The organism is Nonomuraea sp. NPDC026600 (assembly GCF_040638335.1).
Taxonomy (GTDB): Bacteria; Actinomycetota; Actinomycetes; order Streptosporangiales; family Streptosporangiaceae; genus Nonomuraea.
Window position 1 is genome coordinate 265,089 of the sequence record NZ_JBEZYD010000007.1, and the last position, 17,127, is coordinate 282,215.

Genomic DNA, 17,127 nt, shown 5'->3' on the forward strand with positions numbered 1-17,127 from the left:
TCAGCGCACGTCCATCCACTCGAACCCGTTCTTGAACGTCAGCGCGGCCAGGGCCCGCTGCCCGTCGGCGTTCGGGTGGAAGTAGTCCCACTTGCTGATGTGGCCGAGCGTGAAAGGGTAGGCGAACACCGCGCCCCCGTCCGTACGGCACGCGGGACCCAGCGTCGCGCACGCCTCGGCGGCCTCGTGGTTGTAGGCCATCACCCGCGCCCGCACCCGGGCCCGCCGCGCCACGTCCGCGGCCTTCATCGACGACGGAGAGGCGAGCATCGTGGGGCAGATGTGGCCGAGCGTCCAGAACGAGCGCGCCAGCGGGTTGCCCTTGCCGACCTGCCACAACCGGCGCAGGTCCGGAATGCTGGCGACGAACACCCGGACGCCCGGCATCCCGGCCCGCAACTCCGCCAGAGCCGCGTCGAGCCGCTGCCGGTAGACCTGCACGGGCGTCATGTCCTTCTCCGCCGGCTTGCAGGCGTCCTGGGCGCCGATGAGGATTGTGACATAACTCGCTTTGGCCTCCACCGCCTGCCTCACCTGCCCCAGCAGGTCCGCGCTCGTGGACCCGGGCACCGCGAAGTTGCGGTTGTGCCCCAGGATCGACCTGCTCAGCCCGGCCAGCCGCAGGTAGTGGCTGGTCACCTGGGCGTTGTCGCCCGCCGACCAGGAGCGGGAGGTGCAGGAGACGTACCAGCCGCACGCGTTGAACCCGGCCGAGACCGAATCGCCCAACGCCGCCATGACCTCGGGGACAGGCTCCGCCGAGGCGGCCTGGGCCGTACCGGAACCGAGAAGAACGAGCGCAGCGACGCAGACGGGCGCGAGACGAGTGATCATGCGGCCCAAGGTAGGGATGGGCGAGGAGGCCGACTATGTCGTCAAGGCAACATCTGCCATCTCAGGACCGTGTTCATATCGCCGCTTGACAGGCCGGATCGGATGCGGCCACTCCGAATATCATGCGAGTTCCCACTTTTTCTGGGTTCGTTGACCGTAACCGGTCATTCACGGGGGTCCCAGTCGAACGTGTTCAGTTCCCGCATAGAGTGTCTTGGGTGAGTGTCGCGCTCGGAACCACCCGCCCGCTACCGGTTCGCACCACCCCCATAGGTGACCCCGGTAACTTGCTGGCCTCCCTGCCCCGGACCCCCGCCCCTTATGCCTGGATCAGGCACGGCGAAGGACTCGTCGGCTGGGGTGAGGCCGCTCGTGTGAATGTTCCCGCAGGTCCCGGCCGGTTCGCCTGGGCCCGGCGGTGGCTCGGCGAACTCTTCGGCGACGCCCGCATGGACACCTACCTCGACGGGCCCGCCGGCACGCCCGGGGTCGGGCCCGTCGCCTTCGGCTCCTTCACCTTCGACGAGAACGCCGCCGGCTCCGTCCTCGTCGTCCCGCAGGCCGTACTCGCCCGGCGCAACGGCCACGCCTGGCTCACCACCATCGGCGACGCGCGCCTCGAACCCCTCACCCCGATCCGCGATCCGGGCCGCATCAGCTACGGCGACGGCAGCCTGTCCGCCCCCGAATGGGAGCACGTCGTGGCCCAGGCCGCGCGGCGCATCCGCGACGGCGAGCTGGAGAAGGTCGTCCTGGCCCGGGACCTGCTCGCCACGGCCGAGCATCCCATCGACGTACGCCTGCTGCTCAGCCGCCTGGCGCACCGCTATCCCGAGTGCTACACCTTCTCCGTCGCCGGCCTCGTCGGCGCCACCCCCGAGCTGCTCATCCGGCGCACCGGCCAGGAGATCGAGTCGCTCGTCCTGGCCGGCACCACGCCGCGCGGCAGCGGCCCGGCCGACGACCTGGCGCGCGGCGCCGCGCTGCTCGCCTCGGCCAAGGACCGGCACGAGCACGAGTGCGCCATCGCGTCCGTACGCGAGACGCTCGCCCCGCTGTGCTCGTCGCTGCAGACCCCCGACGAGCCCGAACTGCTCACGCTGCCCAACGTCCAGCATCTGGCCAGTCACGTCACGGGTCGCCTGGCAGACGGCGCGTCGGTGCTCGACGTGGTCGCCGCCATGCACCCGACCGCGGCGGTGGGCGGCACGCCCACCGACACCGCCATCAAGGTGATCCGGGAGCTGGAGGGGATGGATCGCGCGGGGTACGCGGGGCCCGTCGGGTGGATCGACGCTCACGGGGACGGCGAGTGGGGGATCGCGCTGCGGTCGGGGATCGTCCGCGGCCGCCGGGCCCGGCTGTTCGCGGGCGGCGGCATCATGGGCGACTCCGACCCGGCCTCCGAACTCGCCGAGGCGCAAGCGAAGTTTCGCGTCATGCAGTATGCGCTGGAGGGATGATTTTTTACGTTACGGCAAGCACGGGAGGGCCCAGTCGCCGTACATGGCTGAGGGCCTCCAGGGACACGGCCGCATGCGCTTGAGAAACCTTTTTGTGTTTACGGCACAGCACGGGAGGGCCCAGTCGCCGTACGTGGCTGAGGGCCTCCAGGGACACGGTCGCTGAGCCCGCACGGGGTCGGGCGCCGTTACGGCCGTGTTCTTAGCCTTCCACGTGGATTCTGTTGCCCGGAGTCACCTGGGCTCTGCCTGCCGTGAGGGTTGCCAGCCAGTCTGTGAAGGTCGCCGTCTCGTCGTCTGACACCGCTACCGTGAAGACGACCTTGCTGCCATAGGACACGTCCTTTATCGGGTGTTTTGATGCCCTCAGGTCGTTCTCTATGCGGCCTGCCTGGTCGTGGGCGACTGTTACTTCGATGAGGGTTGCCGGGATCATCCTGGTTGGTTCAGCTTGGTCCAGGGTTTCCGTTACCGCTGAGCTGTAGGCGCGCACCAGGCCGCCGGCGCCCAGGAGGATGCCGCCGAAGTAGCGGGTCACCACCGCTACCACGTCGTTGAAGCCTCTTCCCGTGAGCGCCTGGAGCATCGGCGTGCCTGCTGTGCCGCCTGGTTCGCCGTCGTCGTCGCCCTTGCGGTCGTCGCCGATGACGTAGGCCGTGCAGTTGTGGGAGGCGTTCGGGTGCAGGTGGCGGCGTTCGGCGATGAAGGCCGAGGCTTCCGCGGGTGTCCTCGCCTGGGCGACCGCGCAGACGAAGCGGGAGCGGCGGGCCTCCGTCTCGTGCTCGATGGCGGCGCTGAGGGTGAGGTAGGAGGACACGTCCACAGATTAGTGCTCGCCGGACAAGCTCTCGGGGCTAGCATCGCCTTCATCCCCCGGCAGGTCCCCATGGAGGTATCCGTGGACATCGCGGACGACGTCATGCCCTATGTCACTGAGGCGATCGGCGCCTATGGCGGTGCCGTACTCGCCAAGACCAACGAGCTCGCGGCCGGGTCGAACGTCGCCCGCGGGACCCGCATCCTGCAGCGGATCTTCGGGCGGGGTGACGCCGGCTCCAGGAGGGCGATCGAGCAGGTGGCGGCCCACTCCGGCGACGATCTGGCGTTACGGCTGGCCATCCTCGAGGCGTTCGCGGCCGATCCGACCCTGGCCGGCGAGATCGCCGCCATGCTGCCCGCCCGCAGCACCACCTGAGCGATCCGCCCCTCGCGGCCGTGCTCGCAGCGGTGGTGGTTCCACACGGCCCGGCTGGTCCATTGACGCCGACGCCGCAGGCGGGCCCTCGCCACGCGACCGATCCATTGACGCCGACACTGCAGGCGATTCCTCGCCACGCGACCGGTCCACTGACGCCGACACCGCAGGCGATCCCCCGCCACGCGACCGGTCCATTTCCCGCCATTCCCTGCGCAACCCGGTCAGCCCGATGGTGAGGAAGTAGGTCGCCCCGCATGCGACCAGCACCGGCGACAACCCGGCGGCGGCCACCGCCGCACCGGCGATGAGACCGCCCACCGGAATCCCGGCCCACGCCAGCGAGTCCGTCAGCGCGTTGACCCGGCCGAGCAGCCGTCGCGGCACCCGCTCGAAGAAGATCGCGCCCAGAATCGGGTTGATGAGCCCTCCGCTGAGCCCGCTCATCGCGAACACGATCACGATCACCCACACCGGCGCGTCCATCGCCAGGACCAGGAACCGCGGCGGGCCCGCCAGCAGAAAGGCCACGAAGAACACCACCCGCCGCCGCATCCGATGCGCCACCGCGGCGGCCACCAGGCTCCCGCCGACCGCCGCCAGCCCCATCACGCTGCTGTTCAGCCCGATCACGGCCGGGCCGTGGCCGGACTCCCTGGCCCACACCGGCACCAGCACCTGGGCGAACGCCGCGTCCAGCAGGTTCGTCACGGCGACCATGAGGGCGAGGGCCAGCAGTATCGGCTCGCCACGCAGAAACCCGATCCCCTCGGCGAAACGCCGCCAGTAGCCGGCCCGCTCCCCCGCACCACCCGCTGAATCGCGACCCGGGCCATGGTCCGCCGTCTGGAGAGGGACCACACCCTCGGCCGACGCCTGAACGGGGACCGCGCCTTGGGGTGACGCCTGAACGGTGACCGCGCCTTTGGCCGACGCCTGAACGGTTTTGGGTGACGTCTGGGCGGCAAGTGGGCCCTCGGTTGACGCCCGGGCAGGGGCCGGGCGACCCGCGTCTGGTGTACGGGCGCGTGGCAGTGCCCACACGATGACGGCGGAGCCGAGCGCGAAGCAGGCCCCGCTGGCCGCCAGGCCCGCCAGTGGGCCGGCCAGTGCCACCAGCGCCCCGCCCATCGCCGGACCCACGGTGGCGGCCAGCCGTTCCGTCACGCCCGACAGCGCTGCGGCCCGCTCCAGTGGGATCCGGCCGCGCTCGGCCGCCTCCGGCACCATGATCTCCTTGGCCAGGTCCCCGGGCCCACGAGCCGCGCCGATCAGCGCCACCAGCCCGAGCAACACCGGGAAGGCCAGCAGACCGAGAGCGTGCAGCAGAGCCACGGCCCCGGCTCCGGCGGCGCTCACCACATCGGAGGCCCACGAGACCCGGCGCGGCCCCAGGTGGTCGGCCAGCGGCCCCAGGAAGAGCTTGACCAGGACATACGGCGCCATCTCGCAGAAGGCCACGAGCCCGGTCATGGTGGCGCTGCCGGTCGTGACGAGCACGAACCACGGCAACGCGATGGCCGACACCCGAGTGCCGGTCAATGACATGGCCAAGGCCGCCAGCACCCCGGCCAGCGGGCGTAAGGACCGCCCGGTCACAGGACGGCCGATCACAGGACGCCGGTCACAGGACGGCCGGTCATGGCAGGTCCGATTCGGATACGTCCGGCTCCGATGCGTCCGGTTCCGGCAGCAGGTGCATGACCAGCGACACCCGCTCGGCGCCCTCGGCGGACGCGTCCTCGGGGCCGTCGCGCCGGTAGCGGTCGACCACGGCCCGCAGCTCTTCGTGCAGCCGTCCGGCCTCCTCCAGGGTGAGGCGCAGCGCCCAGTGGCTGATGTCCAGCTCGTCGTACCAGGGCCGGGGCATGGTCTGCAGTTCGTTCAGCGCGCGCTGTGTCAGCAGGCTGTGCGCGGCCGCCACAGACCGCAGGTATGTCAGCACGGCCTCGGGCTCCTGCCTGGCCAGTTCGCTGTCGGCCAGCCGGGTCACCTGGTGCACAGAACGCCACCACCGCTCGCGGGCGTTTCCGCGTTCGGTGTCCTCCTCGACGAAGCCCGCCGCCGCCAGCCTGCGCAGGTGGTAGCTGGCCGTACCGGAGTTGACGCTGAGGCGCTCGGCCAGGCGGGTGGCCGTCGAGGGGCCGTACTTACGCAGCAGTTGGACGAGCTCCACCCGCACCGGGTGGGCGAGGGCGCGCAGGCCCTTGGCATCGAGGACTACGACTGACGTCATGCCCTCACCATAGATTGCCAACATATCTTCGCAAAGAGTTCTTCGCGAAGATGTGTTGGCAATCCGCGCTCCTTTACATTGTAGATTTACTACCATGGTAAAGTGCGGTGGTGAATCCCCCCTTCACACCACTCGCCCCTGAGGACCCTCCCGAGATCGGCGGCTACCGCCTGGTGGCGCGGCTGGGAGCGGGCGGAATGGGGCAGGTCTACCTCGCCCGCACCCAGAGCGGCAGGCGCCTGGCCATCAAGGTGATCCGCGCCGAGTTCACCGGGGATCCGGAGTTCCGGCGGCGCTTCCAGCAGGAGGTCGCCGCGGTCGAGCGGGTGCAGAGTCTCTACACCGCGCCCGTCGTCGACGCCGATCCCCGGTCCCAGACGCCCTGGCTGGCCACCGCCTACGTGCCCGGGCCCTCACTCGACAAGGCCGTCGGCCGGCACGGCCCGCTCCCTCCCCGCACGGTGCTGACCATGGTCTGCGGGGTGGCCGAGGCGCTCCAGGCCATCCATGCCGTCCAGGTGGTCCACCGCGATCTCAAACCGTCGAACGTGCTGCTGTCCCCCGACGGCCCCCGCGTCATCGACTTCGGCATCGCCAAGGCCGTCGACGCGACCCCGCTGACCGGCACCGGCATCCGCATCGGCACGCCGCTGTTCATGGCTCCCGAGCAGGCGCTCGGGCACCCGGCCGCGCCGCCGGTCGACATGTTCGCGCTCGGCGGTCTGGCGCTGTTCGCGGCGACCGGCCGCACACCGTTCGGAGAGGGCCCTGACCCGGCGGTGCTCTACCGGGTGGTGCATGACGAGCCTCAGCTCGACGGCTGCCCGCCGGAGTTGCGCGAGGTGATCGCCCGCTGCCTGGCCAAGGATCCGGCGCACCGGCCGACGCCCCGCGCCCTGGTGACCGAGCTCGAACGGTACGGGCAGACGGGGCCGGAGTGGCTGCCACCGGAGCTCACGCACTCCCTGCCCGGCTACGCGGCCCCGCCCTCTCCTCCCCCGGCCCGCTCACGCAGGACGTTCGGGTTGGGTGTCGTGGCGGGCGCCGCCGCGGGCGCCGCGCTGATCGCGGGCGCGGCCACAGCCGTGCTGCTCGACCAGGGCCCCGCCGTCGGCACCCCGATCGCCAAGCCCGCCGCGACCGTCACGGTCACCGAACAGGCGCCCGCGAGCAGGCCCACCACCGATGCCTCCCCCGAGACCGAGACCGCGCAGACCACGCCGAGCCCCGCAGGCACGGCGACCGAGGGCTCGGTGGCCGGGGCGAAGGCGGGCACGCTGCTCGGCACGTACAAGGGCATCGATGTGACCATCTACTACTCGGTCAACTTCACCGACGACCCCACCCACCCGAGGGAGGGCAACGACGATGACGTCAGCTACAGCGCCGTCGGCCTCGAGGCGGAGAAGATGGCCGTGCTCGAAACCGGACAGACCGGCACTTACAAGGCGTGCGTCGACAACACCAAGTACCTGGGGTACTACGCCGTCGACCAGGCCAAGGGCCGACTGGTGTGCGTCTTCGCCGAGAACACGATCGGTCTCGTCAAGGTGACGAAGGTATCCGGAGGGGCCAGTGACTACATCACCATGGACCTGACAGTCTGGCAGCGCTGACGCCTACTCTGGGAGTCATGTCCGTTACGCCCTTACGGGGCGGGCCGGCGCGCGAGGCCGAGTTACTCGGCGTCGTGCTCGATGTGCTGCGCGAAACCGGCTACGACCGGCTGACCATCGACGCGGTCGCCGCACGCGCGAAGGCGGGCAAGCACACCGTCTACCGGCGCTGGCCGTCCAAGGCGGAGCTGGTGGTGGCGGCGTTCGTCAATGCCGTCTCCGACCAGCCGGTCGTCCCCGACACGGGTGAGTTGCGGAGCGATCTGCTCGCGCTGATGGAGTCGCTGGTGGGCGAGCTGGCCCGGCTGGGTGACGTCGTCGCCGGGCTGGTCGGCGAGATCCTGCACAACGCCGACCTGGCCCGCGCGGTGCAGCAGAACTACATCGCCGGCCGCCGCCGGTTGACGCTGGAGGTGTTCGAGCGGGCCTGGGCCAGGGGCGAGCTGTCGCGCAGCGCCGACACCGACCTGCTGTGGCAGGTGGGCCCGGCGGTGCTGTTCTTCCGGGCACTGGTCAGCGGTGAGCCCGTCGACCACGAGCTGGCCCGGCGGCTCGTGGACCACATCGTGCTGCCCCTCGCCCTCGGCCGCCGATAGAGCACCGCCGAGCTCAGGCCCGCCGCCGGGCACGGTACGCGCTGGCCTTGGCGCGGTTCTGGCACGACAGCCCGCAGAAGCGCCGCGAGGTGTTCCGCGTCATGTCGAAGAAGACCAGCGCGCACCCGTCCGCCTCGCACGACCGGAGCCGAACCCCCTGCCCCACCCCGATCACCATGGCCAGCGCGGTGCCGGCGTCGGCGGCCCAGGCGTCGACCAGCGAGGCGTCCGGCTGGTGGAAGGTCAGGATGGGCGGCTCCCCGTGCAGGTTGGCGACGGCCGCGTGCCGCACCAGCAGCGCGTTGAGCGAAACGACGGAATCGGGGCCGCCGCCGAACACGGGCCGCAGCTCGGCGGCCACCTCCGCCAGGCGGTCGGCGTCGGCGGCGATCAGGGATCCGGCGGGCGGCCGGTCGAGGCGGGCCGTGGCGCCGAGCACGGCGGCGCGGCGCGAAGCCCCGTCGGCCGGCGGCGCGAGGTCGCGCCCGCGCACCTCACCCACGGCCAGTTCGTTCACCAGGAGGACGGCGAGCTCCACCCACCGGCCAACATAACTGTCTATTTGGGATTGACCAGTGATGCGCCAGGAGTCTATCGTCACTGTCATAGCTTACCTAGACAGTGAGGAATTGGCATGTCCATCGATGGCAGAGTCGCCCGCCGCATGTGGCACCAGTTGGAGCCGATCCACGCGGCGCTGTACTTCTCCCCCCAGGCCTTCGAGGAAGCCGCGGCGATCGGCTATGACGTGGAGTCGCGCTGGCCGAGCTACTTCGCCTACCGCACCGCGCCGCTGGGCCACGCGGGCACGAACCTGGCCTTCGCCACCTACTACAGCTTCAGCCCTCAGACGATCGCCGAACACGTTCCGGCCGTCTGGGACACCGCCACCCCTGAGCAGGTACTGGAGGCTCGCCACCGGGCCGTTGACCGCACCTATCGGGCGCTGCTCGGTGACAAGGCAGGACAGATCGCCGAGGCCGCGGAGCTGGCCAGGCAGGCGGCCGAGAGCGTGACGGTGGCCGGACGGCCGCTCGCCGCCGCCAACCTGGACCTGCCCTGGCCGGACGAGCCGCACCTGGTGCTCTGGCACGCCGCCACCCTGCTGCGCGAGCACCGCGGCGACGGCCACCTGGTGGCGCTCCAGGCGGCGGAGCTGGACCCGTGCGAGTCGCTGGTCTCCTTCGCCGCGATCGGCGCCGCCCCGGCGGCCAACTTCGCCGGGCGCGGCTGGAGCGAGGACGATTGGGCCGCCGCGCAGGATCGGCTGGCCGGGCGCGGCCTGGTCGACGCCGCCGGCCAGGCCACCGACGCGGGCCGGGAGCTGCGCGACCAGGTCGAGCGGATGACCGACGTCCTGGCCGCCGAGCCGTGGCGGCAGTTCGGCGAGCAGCGCGCCGACCGGCTGGCCCAGCTCATCCAGCCGGTCCTGGGCGCCGTCTTCGAGGCGGGAATCCTCCCGATGACCAGCACGCTCGGTATCGCCACGGTGAAGGCGCCCGACTGACCGACCGGACCACTCAGAAGCCGCGTGCGGGCTGCCAGATGCTGATCTCCGTGCCCTGGTCGTCGGTGCAGGCGCAGCCTCGCCCCGACTTGCTCTCGATGATCTCCCCCGTCGTGCCGCCGAGTTCGTGCACCCGCTTGATCACGACGTCGACGTCGCCGACGCTGTAGTACATGTTCGGCTGCGACGAGGGGCCGGTGGCGGTGAGGCCCATCGGCACCGCGGTGTTCGTCACGTGCAGGTACGTTTCGTGCTCGCGCCGGAACTCCCACCCGAACAGCGCACCGTAGAAGGCGGCGGCCCGATCCAGGTCCTCGACGGACAGCGTGTAGTAACCCAGCTCTACAGCCACGTGCAGACCTCCGTAATATTTGCCGCTATCGTTAAGTATCACCATATAACGAAAGCGAGCAATAATTAACGCGAACAGCAACGATCTGGATGCCACGTTGGCCGCCCTCGCCGACCCCACCCGGCGCAAGGTGATCGACCTGCTGCGCGCCGGCCCACGCCCCGCCGGGGAGCTGGCGCAGGCCGTCCAGATGAGCGCGCCCGCACTGAGCAGGCATCTGCGAGTGCTGCGGGCCGGCGGGCTGGTCCAGGCGGAGGCGGGCGGCGAGGATGCCCGGCTGCGCCTCTACACGCTGCGCCAGGAGCCGTTCACCGCCCTTCAGGCGTGGCTCGACCAGGTGCAGGCGTTCTGGGCCGAGCAGCTCGGCTCGTTCAAGGACCACGTGGAACGCACTGCCCCATGAACTCCGTCCAGGCCGCCGTCATCGTCCCCGTCGATCAGGCCACCGCGTTCCGGGTCTTCACCGACGAGATCGACGGCTGGTACGTACGCGGCCCCCACAGCTGGGTCGACCCGTCACGCGCGGTCGGCATCCGGTTCGAGGGTGGCTACCTGCGCGAGCTGTGGTCCGATGGCGGTCACGTCGACACCGGCCGGATCCTCGTCTGGGAGCCGCCACGGCGCCTGGTCTGGGCCGACCTGATCAACGACCAGGGCGAGATGGAGATCGAGGTGGCGTTCTCGGCGGTCGACGGCGGCACCGAGGTGCTGCTGGAGCACCGCGGCCTCGACACGCTCCCGCCGGACGTGGCCGGGCGCATCCGCCGGGGCTATTCCTGGCAGATCGCGCTGAGATGGTTCGCCGAGAGTTTCGCGCGTTTGTGAAGCCCGTAGAATCCCGCCTGTGACTCGTGACGAGGAGGCCGTGCGCCACGCGGTCGAGCGGATGGCGCGGATCTTCTCCGACTGGGGGCTGCCGCCCATGGCCGCGCGCGTGCTGTTCACGATGATGGCGGCCGAGGAGCGGACGCTGACCGCCGCCGAGCTCGGCGAGCGGCTCGGCGTCAGTCCGGCCGCCATCTCCGGCGCGGTGCGCCTGCTCACGCAGATGCACCTGGTGGTACGGGAGCCGGTGCCCGGCTCCCGCCGTGACGTCTACCGCCTGCCCGACGACGCCTGGTATGAGCTCACGCTGGCCAAGATGCCGATCTTCCGGCAGATCACCGACGAGGCGTCGGCCGCGGTCGAGGCGGTCGGCGGCGACGACACCACCGCCGGCGCGAACCTGGCCAGGATGCGCGACTACTTCGCGTTCGTGGAGCGAGGGCTGCCCCGGCTGCTCGCCGAGTGGCGCGAGCGCTGACGACCGAGCTCCGGCACCCGAGCGCTCGCCGCAGGCTAGCCCCGGCCGTACTTCTTGTGCACGGCCTGTTTGCTCACCCCGATCGCATGAGCGATCTGCGCCCACGGCAGCCCGGCCACTCTGGCCCGGCGTACCTGGACCGCCTCCATGCGTTCGAGCTCGTGCCGCAACGCGGTGGTCGCCTGCAGGGCTCGCAGCGGATCCTCGTCCTGCGCCTGCCGCATCAGGGTCGCCAGGTCGTTCGTCATCCCCCCAACGTAGTCCAGCGGCCGCTCATCGCGAGTCCAGGACGAGCCTCAGGCCGAGCCCGATGAGGACGACACCGGAGATCTGCTCCAGCCGCCGCCTGACGACCGGGCGGCCGAGGAACGCCTTGGCCTTGGCGACGGTCCAGATGAGCAGGCCGTACCAGAGCAGGTCCACGAGCACCCAGACGACGGCGAGCGTGACGAGGGTGAGCGGGACATCCTGCCCCCGCGGTACGAACTGCGGCAGGAACGACATCGCGAACACCGCCGCCTTCGGGTTGGCCAGGCAGGTCCCGAACCCGGCCAGGTACGACCTGCGCCGGCCACTGACCGCGACCCCCTCGACCGGCGGCGAACCCTTGCGCGCCTGCCAGAGCGACTGCGCCCCCATCACGACCAGCAGGACCGCGCCCGTGACGCGCATCACGTCGTAGGCCACCTGCGAGGCCAGCACCAGCGCCGACAGGCCGAACGCGGCGGCCAGCCCCCACATCAGGATGCCGGTCTCGTTGCCCAGGGTGGCGGCCAGGCCGGAGCCGCGCCCGGCCCGCAGCGTCTGTCTGAGGATGATCGCGGTGCTGACCCCGGGAACCATCGCCACCAGGATGCACGCGCCAATGAATGCGATGAGATACATGCGGGGCATCGTGGCAGAATCGCCCGGATTTAGCCGTAGATTTTTCCGAGCTCCGCGACGGCCTCGGCCATCAGCGCGCGCAGCTCGGGCGGTCCCAGCACCTCGACGCTCGCCCCGAGCCGAAGCAGCAGCCACCGGGCGTGCGTGATCGACTCGATCGGAACGGTGAGCGTGCGCCAGCCCTCGGCGTCGGGCTCGACACCCTCGGCCAGCGCGGCCGCGACGACGTCGTTGCCCATCGTGTAGGCGAGCAGGCTGTCCGTGCCGGGGGCGATCTTGATGACGGCCTCGGCGGTGTACATGCGCTCGCGGAACTCGCGTGAATAGTCGCGCCAGAAGCCGCCGAGGTCGAAGCCCTCGGGCCGGTCGAAGCCGCCCGGCAGGGTCTCCAGCGCCAGGATGCGCGCGACCCGGTACGTACGCGGCGTCGCTCCGGCGGGGGCGGCGACCATGTACCACGAGCCGCCTTTGAGCACGAGCCCGTACGGGTTCACCACCCGCTCGACCTCCTGCTTGCCCCAGCGCCGGTAGGTCATCCGCAGCCGCCGCTGCGTCCACACCCCCTCGGCCACCTCGCTGAGGTGCGGCACGTCGTCGGCGTCGCGGTACCAGCCGGGCACGTCCATCAGGAAGCGCTCGCGCATCCGCGAGGCGTGCGAGCGCGGCTCGGGCGGCAGCGCGGCCAGCAGCTTCAGCTCCGCGCTCGCCACCACCTCGGACAGCCCCAGCTCGGCCGCGGGCCCCGGCAGCCCGGCCAGGAACAGCGACGACGCCTCCTCGGCCGTCAGCCCGGTCAGCCGGGTGCGGTAGCCGTCGAGCAACTGGTAGCCGCCCGCCGGGCCGCGGTCGGCGTAGACCGGGACCCCGGCGGCCGACAGCGCCTCGACGTCGCGATAGACGGTCCTGACCGACACCTCCAGCTCCGCGGCCAGGTCGGTGGCGGTCATCCGGCCGCGCGCCTGAAGGAGCAGCAGAAGGGAGAGCAGACGGCTGGCGCGCATGCCCCCATTGTATTGCGCACATGAGTCATGTTTGTATGAACACATGGAACGTTTGCTGGCCATCATGAACACCCTTCGCACCCACGACAGCGTCTCGGTCGCCGAGCTGGCCGCCGAGCACGGCGTGTCGGAGATGACCATCCGCCGCGACCTGGACGAACTGGCCCAGCAGGGGGTGGTGCGCAGGGTCCGGGGCGGCGCGCTGTCGCTGCTGCTGCGCGGCGAGGAGCCGCCGTTCGGCGTGCGGGAGCACGAGGCGGTCGACGCCAAGCAGCGGATCGGCGCCGAGGTGGCCGGGCTGATCGCCGACGGCGAGGCGGTGCTGCTCGACGGCGGCACGACCGCGCTGGAGGTGGCGCGCGCGCTGCTGGACCGCCGGGTGACCGTGCTCCCGCTGGCGCTCCAGTCGGTGTCGCTGCTGACCGCGGCGCCGCGCGTACGGCTGGTGCTTCCCGGCGGAGAGGTACGCCAAGGTGAGCTGAACTTCATGGGCCCCCTGACCGAGACCTCCATCAAGGCCCTGCGCTTCGACACGGCGGTGATCGGCTGCTGCGGCCTTTCGGCCGAGCACGGGCTGACCGCCCACGACCTGCCGGAGGTGGCCGTCAAGCAGGCCGCCATCGCCGCGGCCAGGCGGGTGATCGTGGCGTGCGACTCGGGCAAGTTCGCCAGGACGGCGTTCGGCGCGGTCTGCCCGATCTCGCGGCTCGACGTGGTGGTGACCGACGCCGGCATCCCGCGCGAACAGCACGACGCCCTGCTCGCCGCCGGGGTCACCGTCCGTCTCGTCCAGGAAGCCCGGTGAACCGCGCCCGGGTCGCCGTCTACCTGCTGTTCTTCCTCGCCGGGGCCGCCATCGGCACCTGGACGGCCCGGATACCGGCCATCAAGCAGGACCTCGGGCTGAGCGACGGGCGGCTGAGCCTGGCGCTGCTGGCCATCGCCGCCGGGGCGGTGGTGGGCATGCAGGCGGTCGGCCGCCTGGTCGACCGCTACGGCAGCAGCCGCGTCATGATCCCCGCCGCGCTGCTGCAGGGGGTGGTGCTCGTCCTGCCCGCCTACGCCGTGAACCTGGGCGCGCTGGCCGCCGCGCTGTTCGGGTTCGGCGTGGTCCACGGGGTGCTGGACGTCTCGATGAACGCCAACGCGGTGGAGGTGGAGCGGGCGTGGGGGCGGCCGATCATGTCGTCGTTCCACGCGGTGTTCAGCATCGGCGGGTTCGCGGGCGCGGCCGCCGGAGGGCTGTTCGCGCATCTGGCGCTCTCCCCCGCCGCCACGTTCCTGTCAGTGGGCGTGGTGGTCGCGCTGCTGGCCGCGTGGGCGGCGTCCTGGGCGCTGCGCTCCCGGCCCGCGCCGGTGACCTCGGAGGACGGGGTACGGCCGGGGCTGCCCAAGGGGGTCCTCTTCCTCGGCGTGCTGGCCTTCTGCTGCCTGGTGGGTGAGGGGGCGGCGGCCGACTGGAGCTCGGTCTACCTGCGAGAGGACCTGGCCGCGTCCGCGGGGTTCGCGGCGGCGGGCTATGCCGCGTTCTCCATCATGATGACGGCCGGGCGCCTGGCCGGGGACCGGCTGGCGGTCCGCTTCGGGCCGGTGGCGCTGGTGCGCGGGTGCGGGCTGCTGGCCACCGCCGGGCTGGGACTGGCGCTGACGGTCGGGCATCCGGTTGCGGGCGTGGCCGGGTTCGGGTGCTTCGGGGCGGGGTTGTCGTGCATCGTGCCGCAGGTGTTCTCCGCCGCCGGGCACCGTGATCCGGCGTTCGCGGGGCGGGCCCTCGCGCGGGTGGCGAGCATCGGCTATCTGGGGTTCCTGTCCGGGCCCGTGCTCATCGGGGGGCTCGCGGAGCTGTCCGGGCTGCCGCGGGCGCTGGGCGTACCGGCGCTGCTGGCCGCCTTCGTGGCGCTGGCCGCCACCGCGCTGCGCCCCCGTACGGCCGAGCCTGTCGGCACCTAGCCGAACTGCTGCCAGCCCAGCCTGATCACCATGGCCACCACCACGCACAGCAGCACGACGCGGACGAAGCCCGTGCCGCGCTTGAGCGCCATGCGGACGCCCACCTGCGCGCCCGCCACGTTGCAGACGGCCATCCCCAGGCCCAGCCCCCACAGCACGTGCCCCTGCCAGGCGAACACGAACAGCGCGCCCAGATTGGTGCCGGTATTGATGATCTTCGCCGAGGCGGAGGCGGACACGAAGTCGAGCCCGAGGATCGTGGTGAACGCGATGATCAGGAACGTGCCCGTCCCCGGGCCCATGATGCCGTCGTAGAAGGCGACGCCCACGCCCGCGATCGTCACGGCCGCGACGACCCGGCCGTTCGTCCGCAGATGGGGTTGCGGCACCGAGCCCAGCGCCGGGCGCAGCGTCACGAACGCGGCCACGCCCACCAGCACCGCCATCACGGCCGGGCGCAGCACCTCGGCCGAGATCGCCGCCGCGGCCACGGCCCCCAGCCCGGCGCTGACCACGGCCAGTCCCACGCCGGGCAGCGCGACCGCCCGGTCCACCTTGGTGGTACGCGTGTAGGTCACGGCGGCCGAGGCGGTGCCGAAGACGGAGGAGAGCTTGTTGGTGGCCATCGCCTGCACGGGCGGAATGCCCGTCACCATCACCGCGGGTAACTGCACCAGTCCGCCCCCACCCACGACGGCGTCGACCCAGCCCGCACAGAGGGCAGCCGCCAACACCAGCACCACATGCTCCAGCGGCACGCCACTCCCCCGATTTCCCCCGAGAACCGCCAAGAGCGTATATGTCGCACCATCACAACCAAACAGGCGGTATGCCCCTTACCACCAACACGCCGGCCTGCCGGGAGCGGCCGACCTCATGGCGCGGCCGCCCCCGCAGGTCTTCGTCGCCGCCCGGCGCTAGCGGGCGGCGGTCAGTGTGCGCTTTCTGGAGGCGTAGATGTCGTCGATCAGGTTGTAGGAGCGCGCCTGCTCGGCCGTGAAGATCCGGTCCCGCTCGATGTCCTTCCTGATCTCCAGCTCCGTCTTGCCCGTGTGCCTGGCCAGCATGAACTCCTGCTGGTCGCGCATCCGCAGGATCTCCCTGGCGTGGATCTCCATGTCGCTCGACTGGCCCCGGCCGCCCTCGGTCGCGGGCTGGTGCAGCAGGACGCGGGCGTGCGGCAGGGCGGCGCGCTTGCCCGGCGTGCCCGCCGCCAGCAGGACCGCGGCGGCCGAGGACGCCTCGCCGATGCAGACGGTGTGGATCTCCGGCCGGACGTACTGCATCGTGTCGTAGATCGCCGTCATCGAGGTGAACGAGCCGCCCGGCGAATTGATGTACATGTTGATGTCCTGGTCGGGGTCGAGCGACTCCAGCGTCAGAAGCTGCGCCATAACGTCGTTGGCGCTCGTGTCGTCGATCGGCGTGCCCAGGAAGATGACCCGGTCCTCGAACAGCTTGTTGTACGGGCTCATCTCCTTCATGCCATAAGAGGTGCGCTCGGTGAACGAGGGCAGCACGTAACGTCCGCTCATGTCAGTTCATCCCCTCGGCCAGGTGGTCGACGAATCCGTAGTCGAGCGCCTCCTGCGCGGTGAACCAGCGGTCGCGGTCGGAGTCGGCCTGGATCTGCTCCAGCGGCCGGCCGGTGTGCTGGGCGGTGATCTCGGCCAGCCTGCGCTTGGTGTAGAGCAGATTCTCCGCCTGGATCTGGATGTCGCTGGCCGAGCCGCCGATGCCGCCGAGCGGCTGGTGCATGACGATCCGCGCGTTGGGCAGCGCGTAGCGCTTGCCGGGGGTGCCCGCGCACAGCAGCAGTTGCCCCATGGAGGCGGCGAAGCCCATGGCCACCGTCGCCACGTCGCACGGGACGAACTGCATCATGTCGTACAGAGCCATCCCCGCGGTCACCGACCCGCCGGGCGAATTTATGTAAAGCGTAATATCCCGGTGCGGATCCTCGGCCGCCAGCAAAAGCAGCTCACCGCACAGCCGATTGCATATCTCGTCGTCGACCTCCTGGCCGAGAACAAGTATGCGCTCCTTCAGCAAGCGCTGGCCGAGCTGGTCAGGCCAGCCGGTACGCAGGGTCTCCGTCATGGAATCGCCTTTCTCTCGAGCTATTCAAGACGCTAGACCCGGGCCGCGCGAATTCCAGCTCCTTTTCGCTGGGGGCGCATTTCTCTAAA

General features: G+C 70.9%; 22 protein-coding genes. 10 read left to right on the forward strand and 12 right to left on the reverse strand.

Features of this window, described 5'->3' with window-relative positions; translation table 11 throughout:
• Nucleotides 1-834 carry an SGNH/GDSL hydrolase family protein gene (locus AB0F17_RS19530; RefSeq protein WP_358024604.1) on the reverse strand — a complete coding sequence of 278 codons (834 nt, stop codon included), beginning with the start codon at nucleotides 832-834 and terminating at the stop codon, nucleotides 1-3.
• Between the two features lie 218 nt (nucleotides 835-1,052).
• Between AB0F17_RS19530 and AB0F17_RS19535 the strand changes: the two genes are divergently transcribed.
• On the forward strand, nucleotides 1,053-2,297 hold the full coding sequence (locus tag AB0F17_RS19535) for an isochorismate synthase (RefSeq protein WP_358024607.1): 1,245 nt from the start codon (nucleotides 1,053-1,055) through the stop codon (nucleotides 2,295-2,297).
• A 202-nt stretch (nucleotides 2,298-2,499) separates the two neighbouring features.
• Here AB0F17_RS19535 and AB0F17_RS19540 read toward each other — a convergent pair whose 3' ends face one another.
• Complete coding sequence (locus tag AB0F17_RS19540; RefSeq protein ID WP_358024610.1) at nucleotides 2,500-3,114, reverse strand: YigZ family protein; 615 nt, start codon at nucleotides 3,112-3,114, stop codon at nucleotides 2,500-2,502.
• A gap of 81 nt (nucleotides 3,115-3,195) precedes the next feature.
• Between AB0F17_RS19540 and AB0F17_RS19545 the strand changes: the two genes are divergently transcribed.
• On the forward strand, nucleotides 3,196-3,492 hold the full coding sequence (locus tag AB0F17_RS19545) for a hypothetical protein (protein WP_358024612.1): 297 nt from the start codon (nucleotides 3,196-3,198) through the stop codon (nucleotides 3,490-3,492).
• Here AB0F17_RS19545 and AB0F17_RS19550 read toward each other — a convergent pair.
• Both AB0F17_RS19550 and AB0F17_RS19555 read right to left on the reverse strand, forming a co-directional pair.
• Nucleotides 3,403-5,091: an MFS transporter gene (locus AB0F17_RS19550; protein ID WP_358024615.1), complete on the reverse strand. Its 1,689-nt coding sequence runs from the start codon at nucleotides 5,089-5,091 to the stop codon at nucleotides 3,403-3,405. The genes AB0F17_RS19545 and AB0F17_RS19550 overlap by 90 nt on opposite strands.
• A 40-nt stretch (nucleotides 5,092-5,131) precedes the next feature.
• Nucleotides 5,132-5,728 (reverse strand): helix-turn-helix domain-containing protein, encoded by a 597-nt coding sequence (locus AB0F17_RS19555; RefSeq protein ID WP_358024618.1) that lies wholly within the window; start codon nucleotides 5,726-5,728, stop codon nucleotides 5,132-5,134.
• Nucleotides 5,729-5,838: 110 nt separating this feature from the next.
• Between AB0F17_RS19555 and AB0F17_RS19560 the strand changes: the two genes are divergently transcribed.
• Nucleotides 5,839-7,344, forward strand: a complete 1,506-nt coding sequence (locus AB0F17_RS19560) for a serine/threonine-protein kinase (protein WP_358024621.1) — start codon at nucleotides 5,839-5,841, stop codon at nucleotides 7,342-7,344.
• A gap of 17 nt (nucleotides 7,345-7,361) precedes the next feature.
• Entirely contained in the window at nucleotides 7,362-7,940 is a 579-nt protein-coding gene (locus AB0F17_RS19565; protein WP_358024624.1) for a TetR/AcrR family transcriptional regulator, read from the forward strand.
• Between the two features lie 13 nt (nucleotides 7,941-7,953).
• On the opposite strand, the gene AB0F17_RS19570 is transcribed toward AB0F17_RS19565, so the two are convergent.
• A complete protein-coding gene (locus tag AB0F17_RS19570; protein WP_358024627.1) occupies nucleotides 7,954-8,478 on the reverse strand; it encodes a CGNR zinc finger domain-containing protein in 525 nt (174 codons plus the stop codon).
• A gap of 96 nt (nucleotides 8,479-8,574) precedes the next feature.
• Between AB0F17_RS19570 and AB0F17_RS19575 the strand changes: the two genes are divergently transcribed.
• Entirely contained in the window at nucleotides 8,575-9,447 is an 873-nt protein-coding gene (locus AB0F17_RS19575) for a hypothetical protein (protein WP_358024629.1), read from the forward strand.
• Nucleotides 9,448-9,460: 13 nt separating this feature from the next.
• Here the strand turns inward: AB0F17_RS19575 and AB0F17_RS19580 are convergent, their stop codons facing one another.
• Complete coding sequence (locus tag AB0F17_RS19580; protein ID WP_358024632.1) at nucleotides 9,461-9,799, reverse strand: VOC family protein; 339 nt, start codon at nucleotides 9,797-9,799, stop codon at nucleotides 9,461-9,463.
• Nucleotides 9,800-9,896: 97 nt separating this feature from the next.
• Here AB0F17_RS19580 and AB0F17_RS19585 point away from each other — a divergent pair, with 97 nt between their 5' ends.
• Genes AB0F17_RS19585 through AB0F17_RS19595 form a run of 3 tightly spaced genes read left to right on the forward strand, consistent with a single transcriptional unit; the run spans nucleotide 9,897 to nucleotide 11,102 of the window.
• Complete coding sequence (locus tag AB0F17_RS19585) at nucleotides 9,897-10,202, forward strand: metalloregulator ArsR/SmtB family transcription factor (protein ID WP_358024635.1); 306 nt, start codon at nucleotides 9,897-9,899, stop codon at nucleotides 10,200-10,202.
• Entirely contained in the window at nucleotides 10,199-10,624 is a 426-nt protein-coding gene (locus AB0F17_RS19590; RefSeq protein WP_358024638.1) for an SRPBCC domain-containing protein, read from the forward strand. Before AB0F17_RS19585 ends, AB0F17_RS19590 begins: the two co-directional genes overlap by 4 nt.
• Before the next feature lie 19 nt (nucleotides 10,625-10,643).
• Complete coding sequence (locus AB0F17_RS19595) at nucleotides 10,644-11,102, forward strand: MarR family transcriptional regulator (RefSeq protein WP_358024641.1); 459 nt, start codon at nucleotides 10,644-10,646, stop codon at nucleotides 11,100-11,102.
• 35 nt (nucleotides 11,103-11,137) lie between these two features.
• On the opposite strand, the gene AB0F17_RS19600 is transcribed toward AB0F17_RS19595, so the two are convergent.
• Genes AB0F17_RS19600 through AB0F17_RS19610 form a run of 3 tightly spaced genes read right to left on the reverse strand, consistent with a single transcriptional unit; the run spans nucleotide 11,138 to nucleotide 12,988 of the window.
• Nucleotides 11,138-11,350 carry a hypothetical protein gene (locus AB0F17_RS19600; protein ID WP_214636418.1) on the reverse strand — a complete coding sequence of 71 codons (213 nt, stop codon included), beginning with the start codon at nucleotides 11,348-11,350 and terminating at the stop codon, nucleotides 11,138-11,140.
• A gap of 25 nt (nucleotides 11,351-11,375) precedes the next feature.
• A complete protein-coding gene (locus AB0F17_RS19605) occupies nucleotides 11,376-11,987 on the reverse strand; it encodes a LysE family translocator (protein ID WP_358024645.1) in 612 nt (203 codons plus the stop codon).
• Nucleotides 11,988-12,016: 29 nt separating this feature from the next.
• Nucleotides 12,017-12,988, reverse strand: coding sequence for a YafY family protein (locus AB0F17_RS19610; RefSeq protein WP_358024648.1), 972 nt, complete (start codon nucleotides 12,986-12,988; stop codon nucleotides 12,017-12,019).
• Nucleotides 12,989-13,031: 43 nt separating this feature from the next.
• Between AB0F17_RS19610 and AB0F17_RS19615 the strand changes: the two genes are divergently transcribed.
• Complete coding sequence (locus AB0F17_RS19615; protein WP_358024650.1) at nucleotides 13,032-13,793, forward strand: DeoR/GlpR family DNA-binding transcription regulator; 762 nt, start codon at nucleotides 13,032-13,034, stop codon at nucleotides 13,791-13,793.
• Entirely contained in the window at nucleotides 13,790-14,938 is a 1,149-nt protein-coding gene (locus tag AB0F17_RS19620) for an MFS transporter (RefSeq protein ID WP_358024653.1), read from the forward strand. The genes AB0F17_RS19615 and AB0F17_RS19620 overlap by 4 nt, the downstream gene beginning before the upstream one ends.
• Here AB0F17_RS19620 and AB0F17_RS19625 read toward each other — a convergent pair.
• The 3 genes from AB0F17_RS19625 to AB0F17_RS19635 all read right to left on the reverse strand — a co-directional run bounded on the left by AB0F17_RS19625 (nucleotide 14,935) and on the right by AB0F17_RS19635 (nucleotide 17,038).
• Nucleotides 14,935-15,696 carry a TSUP family transporter gene (locus AB0F17_RS19625; protein WP_358024656.1) on the reverse strand — a complete coding sequence of 254 codons (762 nt, stop codon included), beginning with the start codon at nucleotides 15,694-15,696 and terminating at the stop codon, nucleotides 14,935-14,937. The genes AB0F17_RS19620 and AB0F17_RS19625 overlap by 4 nt on opposite strands.
• Before the next feature lie 159 nt (nucleotides 15,697-15,855).
• On the reverse strand, nucleotides 15,856-16,473 hold the full coding sequence (locus AB0F17_RS19630) for an ATP-dependent Clp protease proteolytic subunit (RefSeq protein ID WP_358024659.1): 618 nt from the start codon (nucleotides 16,471-16,473) through the stop codon (nucleotides 15,856-15,858).
• A gap of 1 nt (nucleotide 16,474) precedes the next feature.
• Entirely contained in the window at nucleotides 16,475-17,038 is a 564-nt protein-coding gene (locus tag AB0F17_RS19635; RefSeq protein WP_358024662.1) for an ATP-dependent Clp protease proteolytic subunit, read from the reverse strand.
• Nucleotides 17,039-17,127: the final 89 nt, after the last annotated feature.

Coding starts and splice junctions, on each gene's coding strand:
- AB0F17_RS19530 (WP_358024604.1), bottom strand. CDS start 834: ATGATCACTCGTCTCGCGCCCGTCTGCGTCGCTGCGCTCGTTCTTCTC.
- AB0F17_RS19555 (WP_358024618.1), bottom strand. CDS start 5,728: ATGACGTCAGTCGTAGTCCTCGATGCCAAGGGCCTGCGCGCCCTCGCC.
- AB0F17_RS19565 (WP_358024624.1), top strand. CDS start 7,362: ATGTCCGTTACGCCCTTACGGGGCGGGCCGGCGCGCGAGGCCGAGTTA.
- AB0F17_RS19575 (WP_358024629.1), top strand. CDS start 8,575: ATGTCCATCGATGGCAGAGTCGCCCGCCGCATGTGGCACCAGTTGGAG.
- AB0F17_RS19590 (WP_358024638.1), top strand. CDS start 10,199: ATGAACTCCGTCCAGGCCGCCGTCATCGTCCCCGTCGATCAGGCCACC.
- AB0F17_RS19600 (WP_214636418.1), bottom strand. CDS start 11,350: ATGACGAACGACCTGGCGACCCTGATGCGGCAGGCGCAGGACGAGGAT.
- AB0F17_RS19605 (WP_358024645.1), bottom strand. CDS start 11,987: ATGTATCTCATCGCATTCATTGGCGCGTGCATCCTGGTGGCGATGGTT.
- AB0F17_RS19610 (WP_358024648.1), bottom strand. CDS start 12,988: ATGCGCGCCAGCCGTCTGCTCTCCCTTCTGCTGCTCCTTCAGGCGCGC.
- AB0F17_RS19615 (WP_358024650.1), top strand. CDS start 13,032: ATGGAACGTTTGCTGGCCATCATGAACACCCTTCGCACCCACGACAGC.
- AB0F17_RS19630 (WP_358024659.1), bottom strand. CDS start 16,473: ATGAGCGGACGTTACGTGCTGCCCTCGTTCACCGAGCGCACCTCTTAT.
- AB0F17_RS19635 (WP_358024662.1), bottom strand. CDS start 17,038: ATGACGGAGACCCTGCGTACCGGCTGGCCTGACCAGCTCGGCCAGCGC.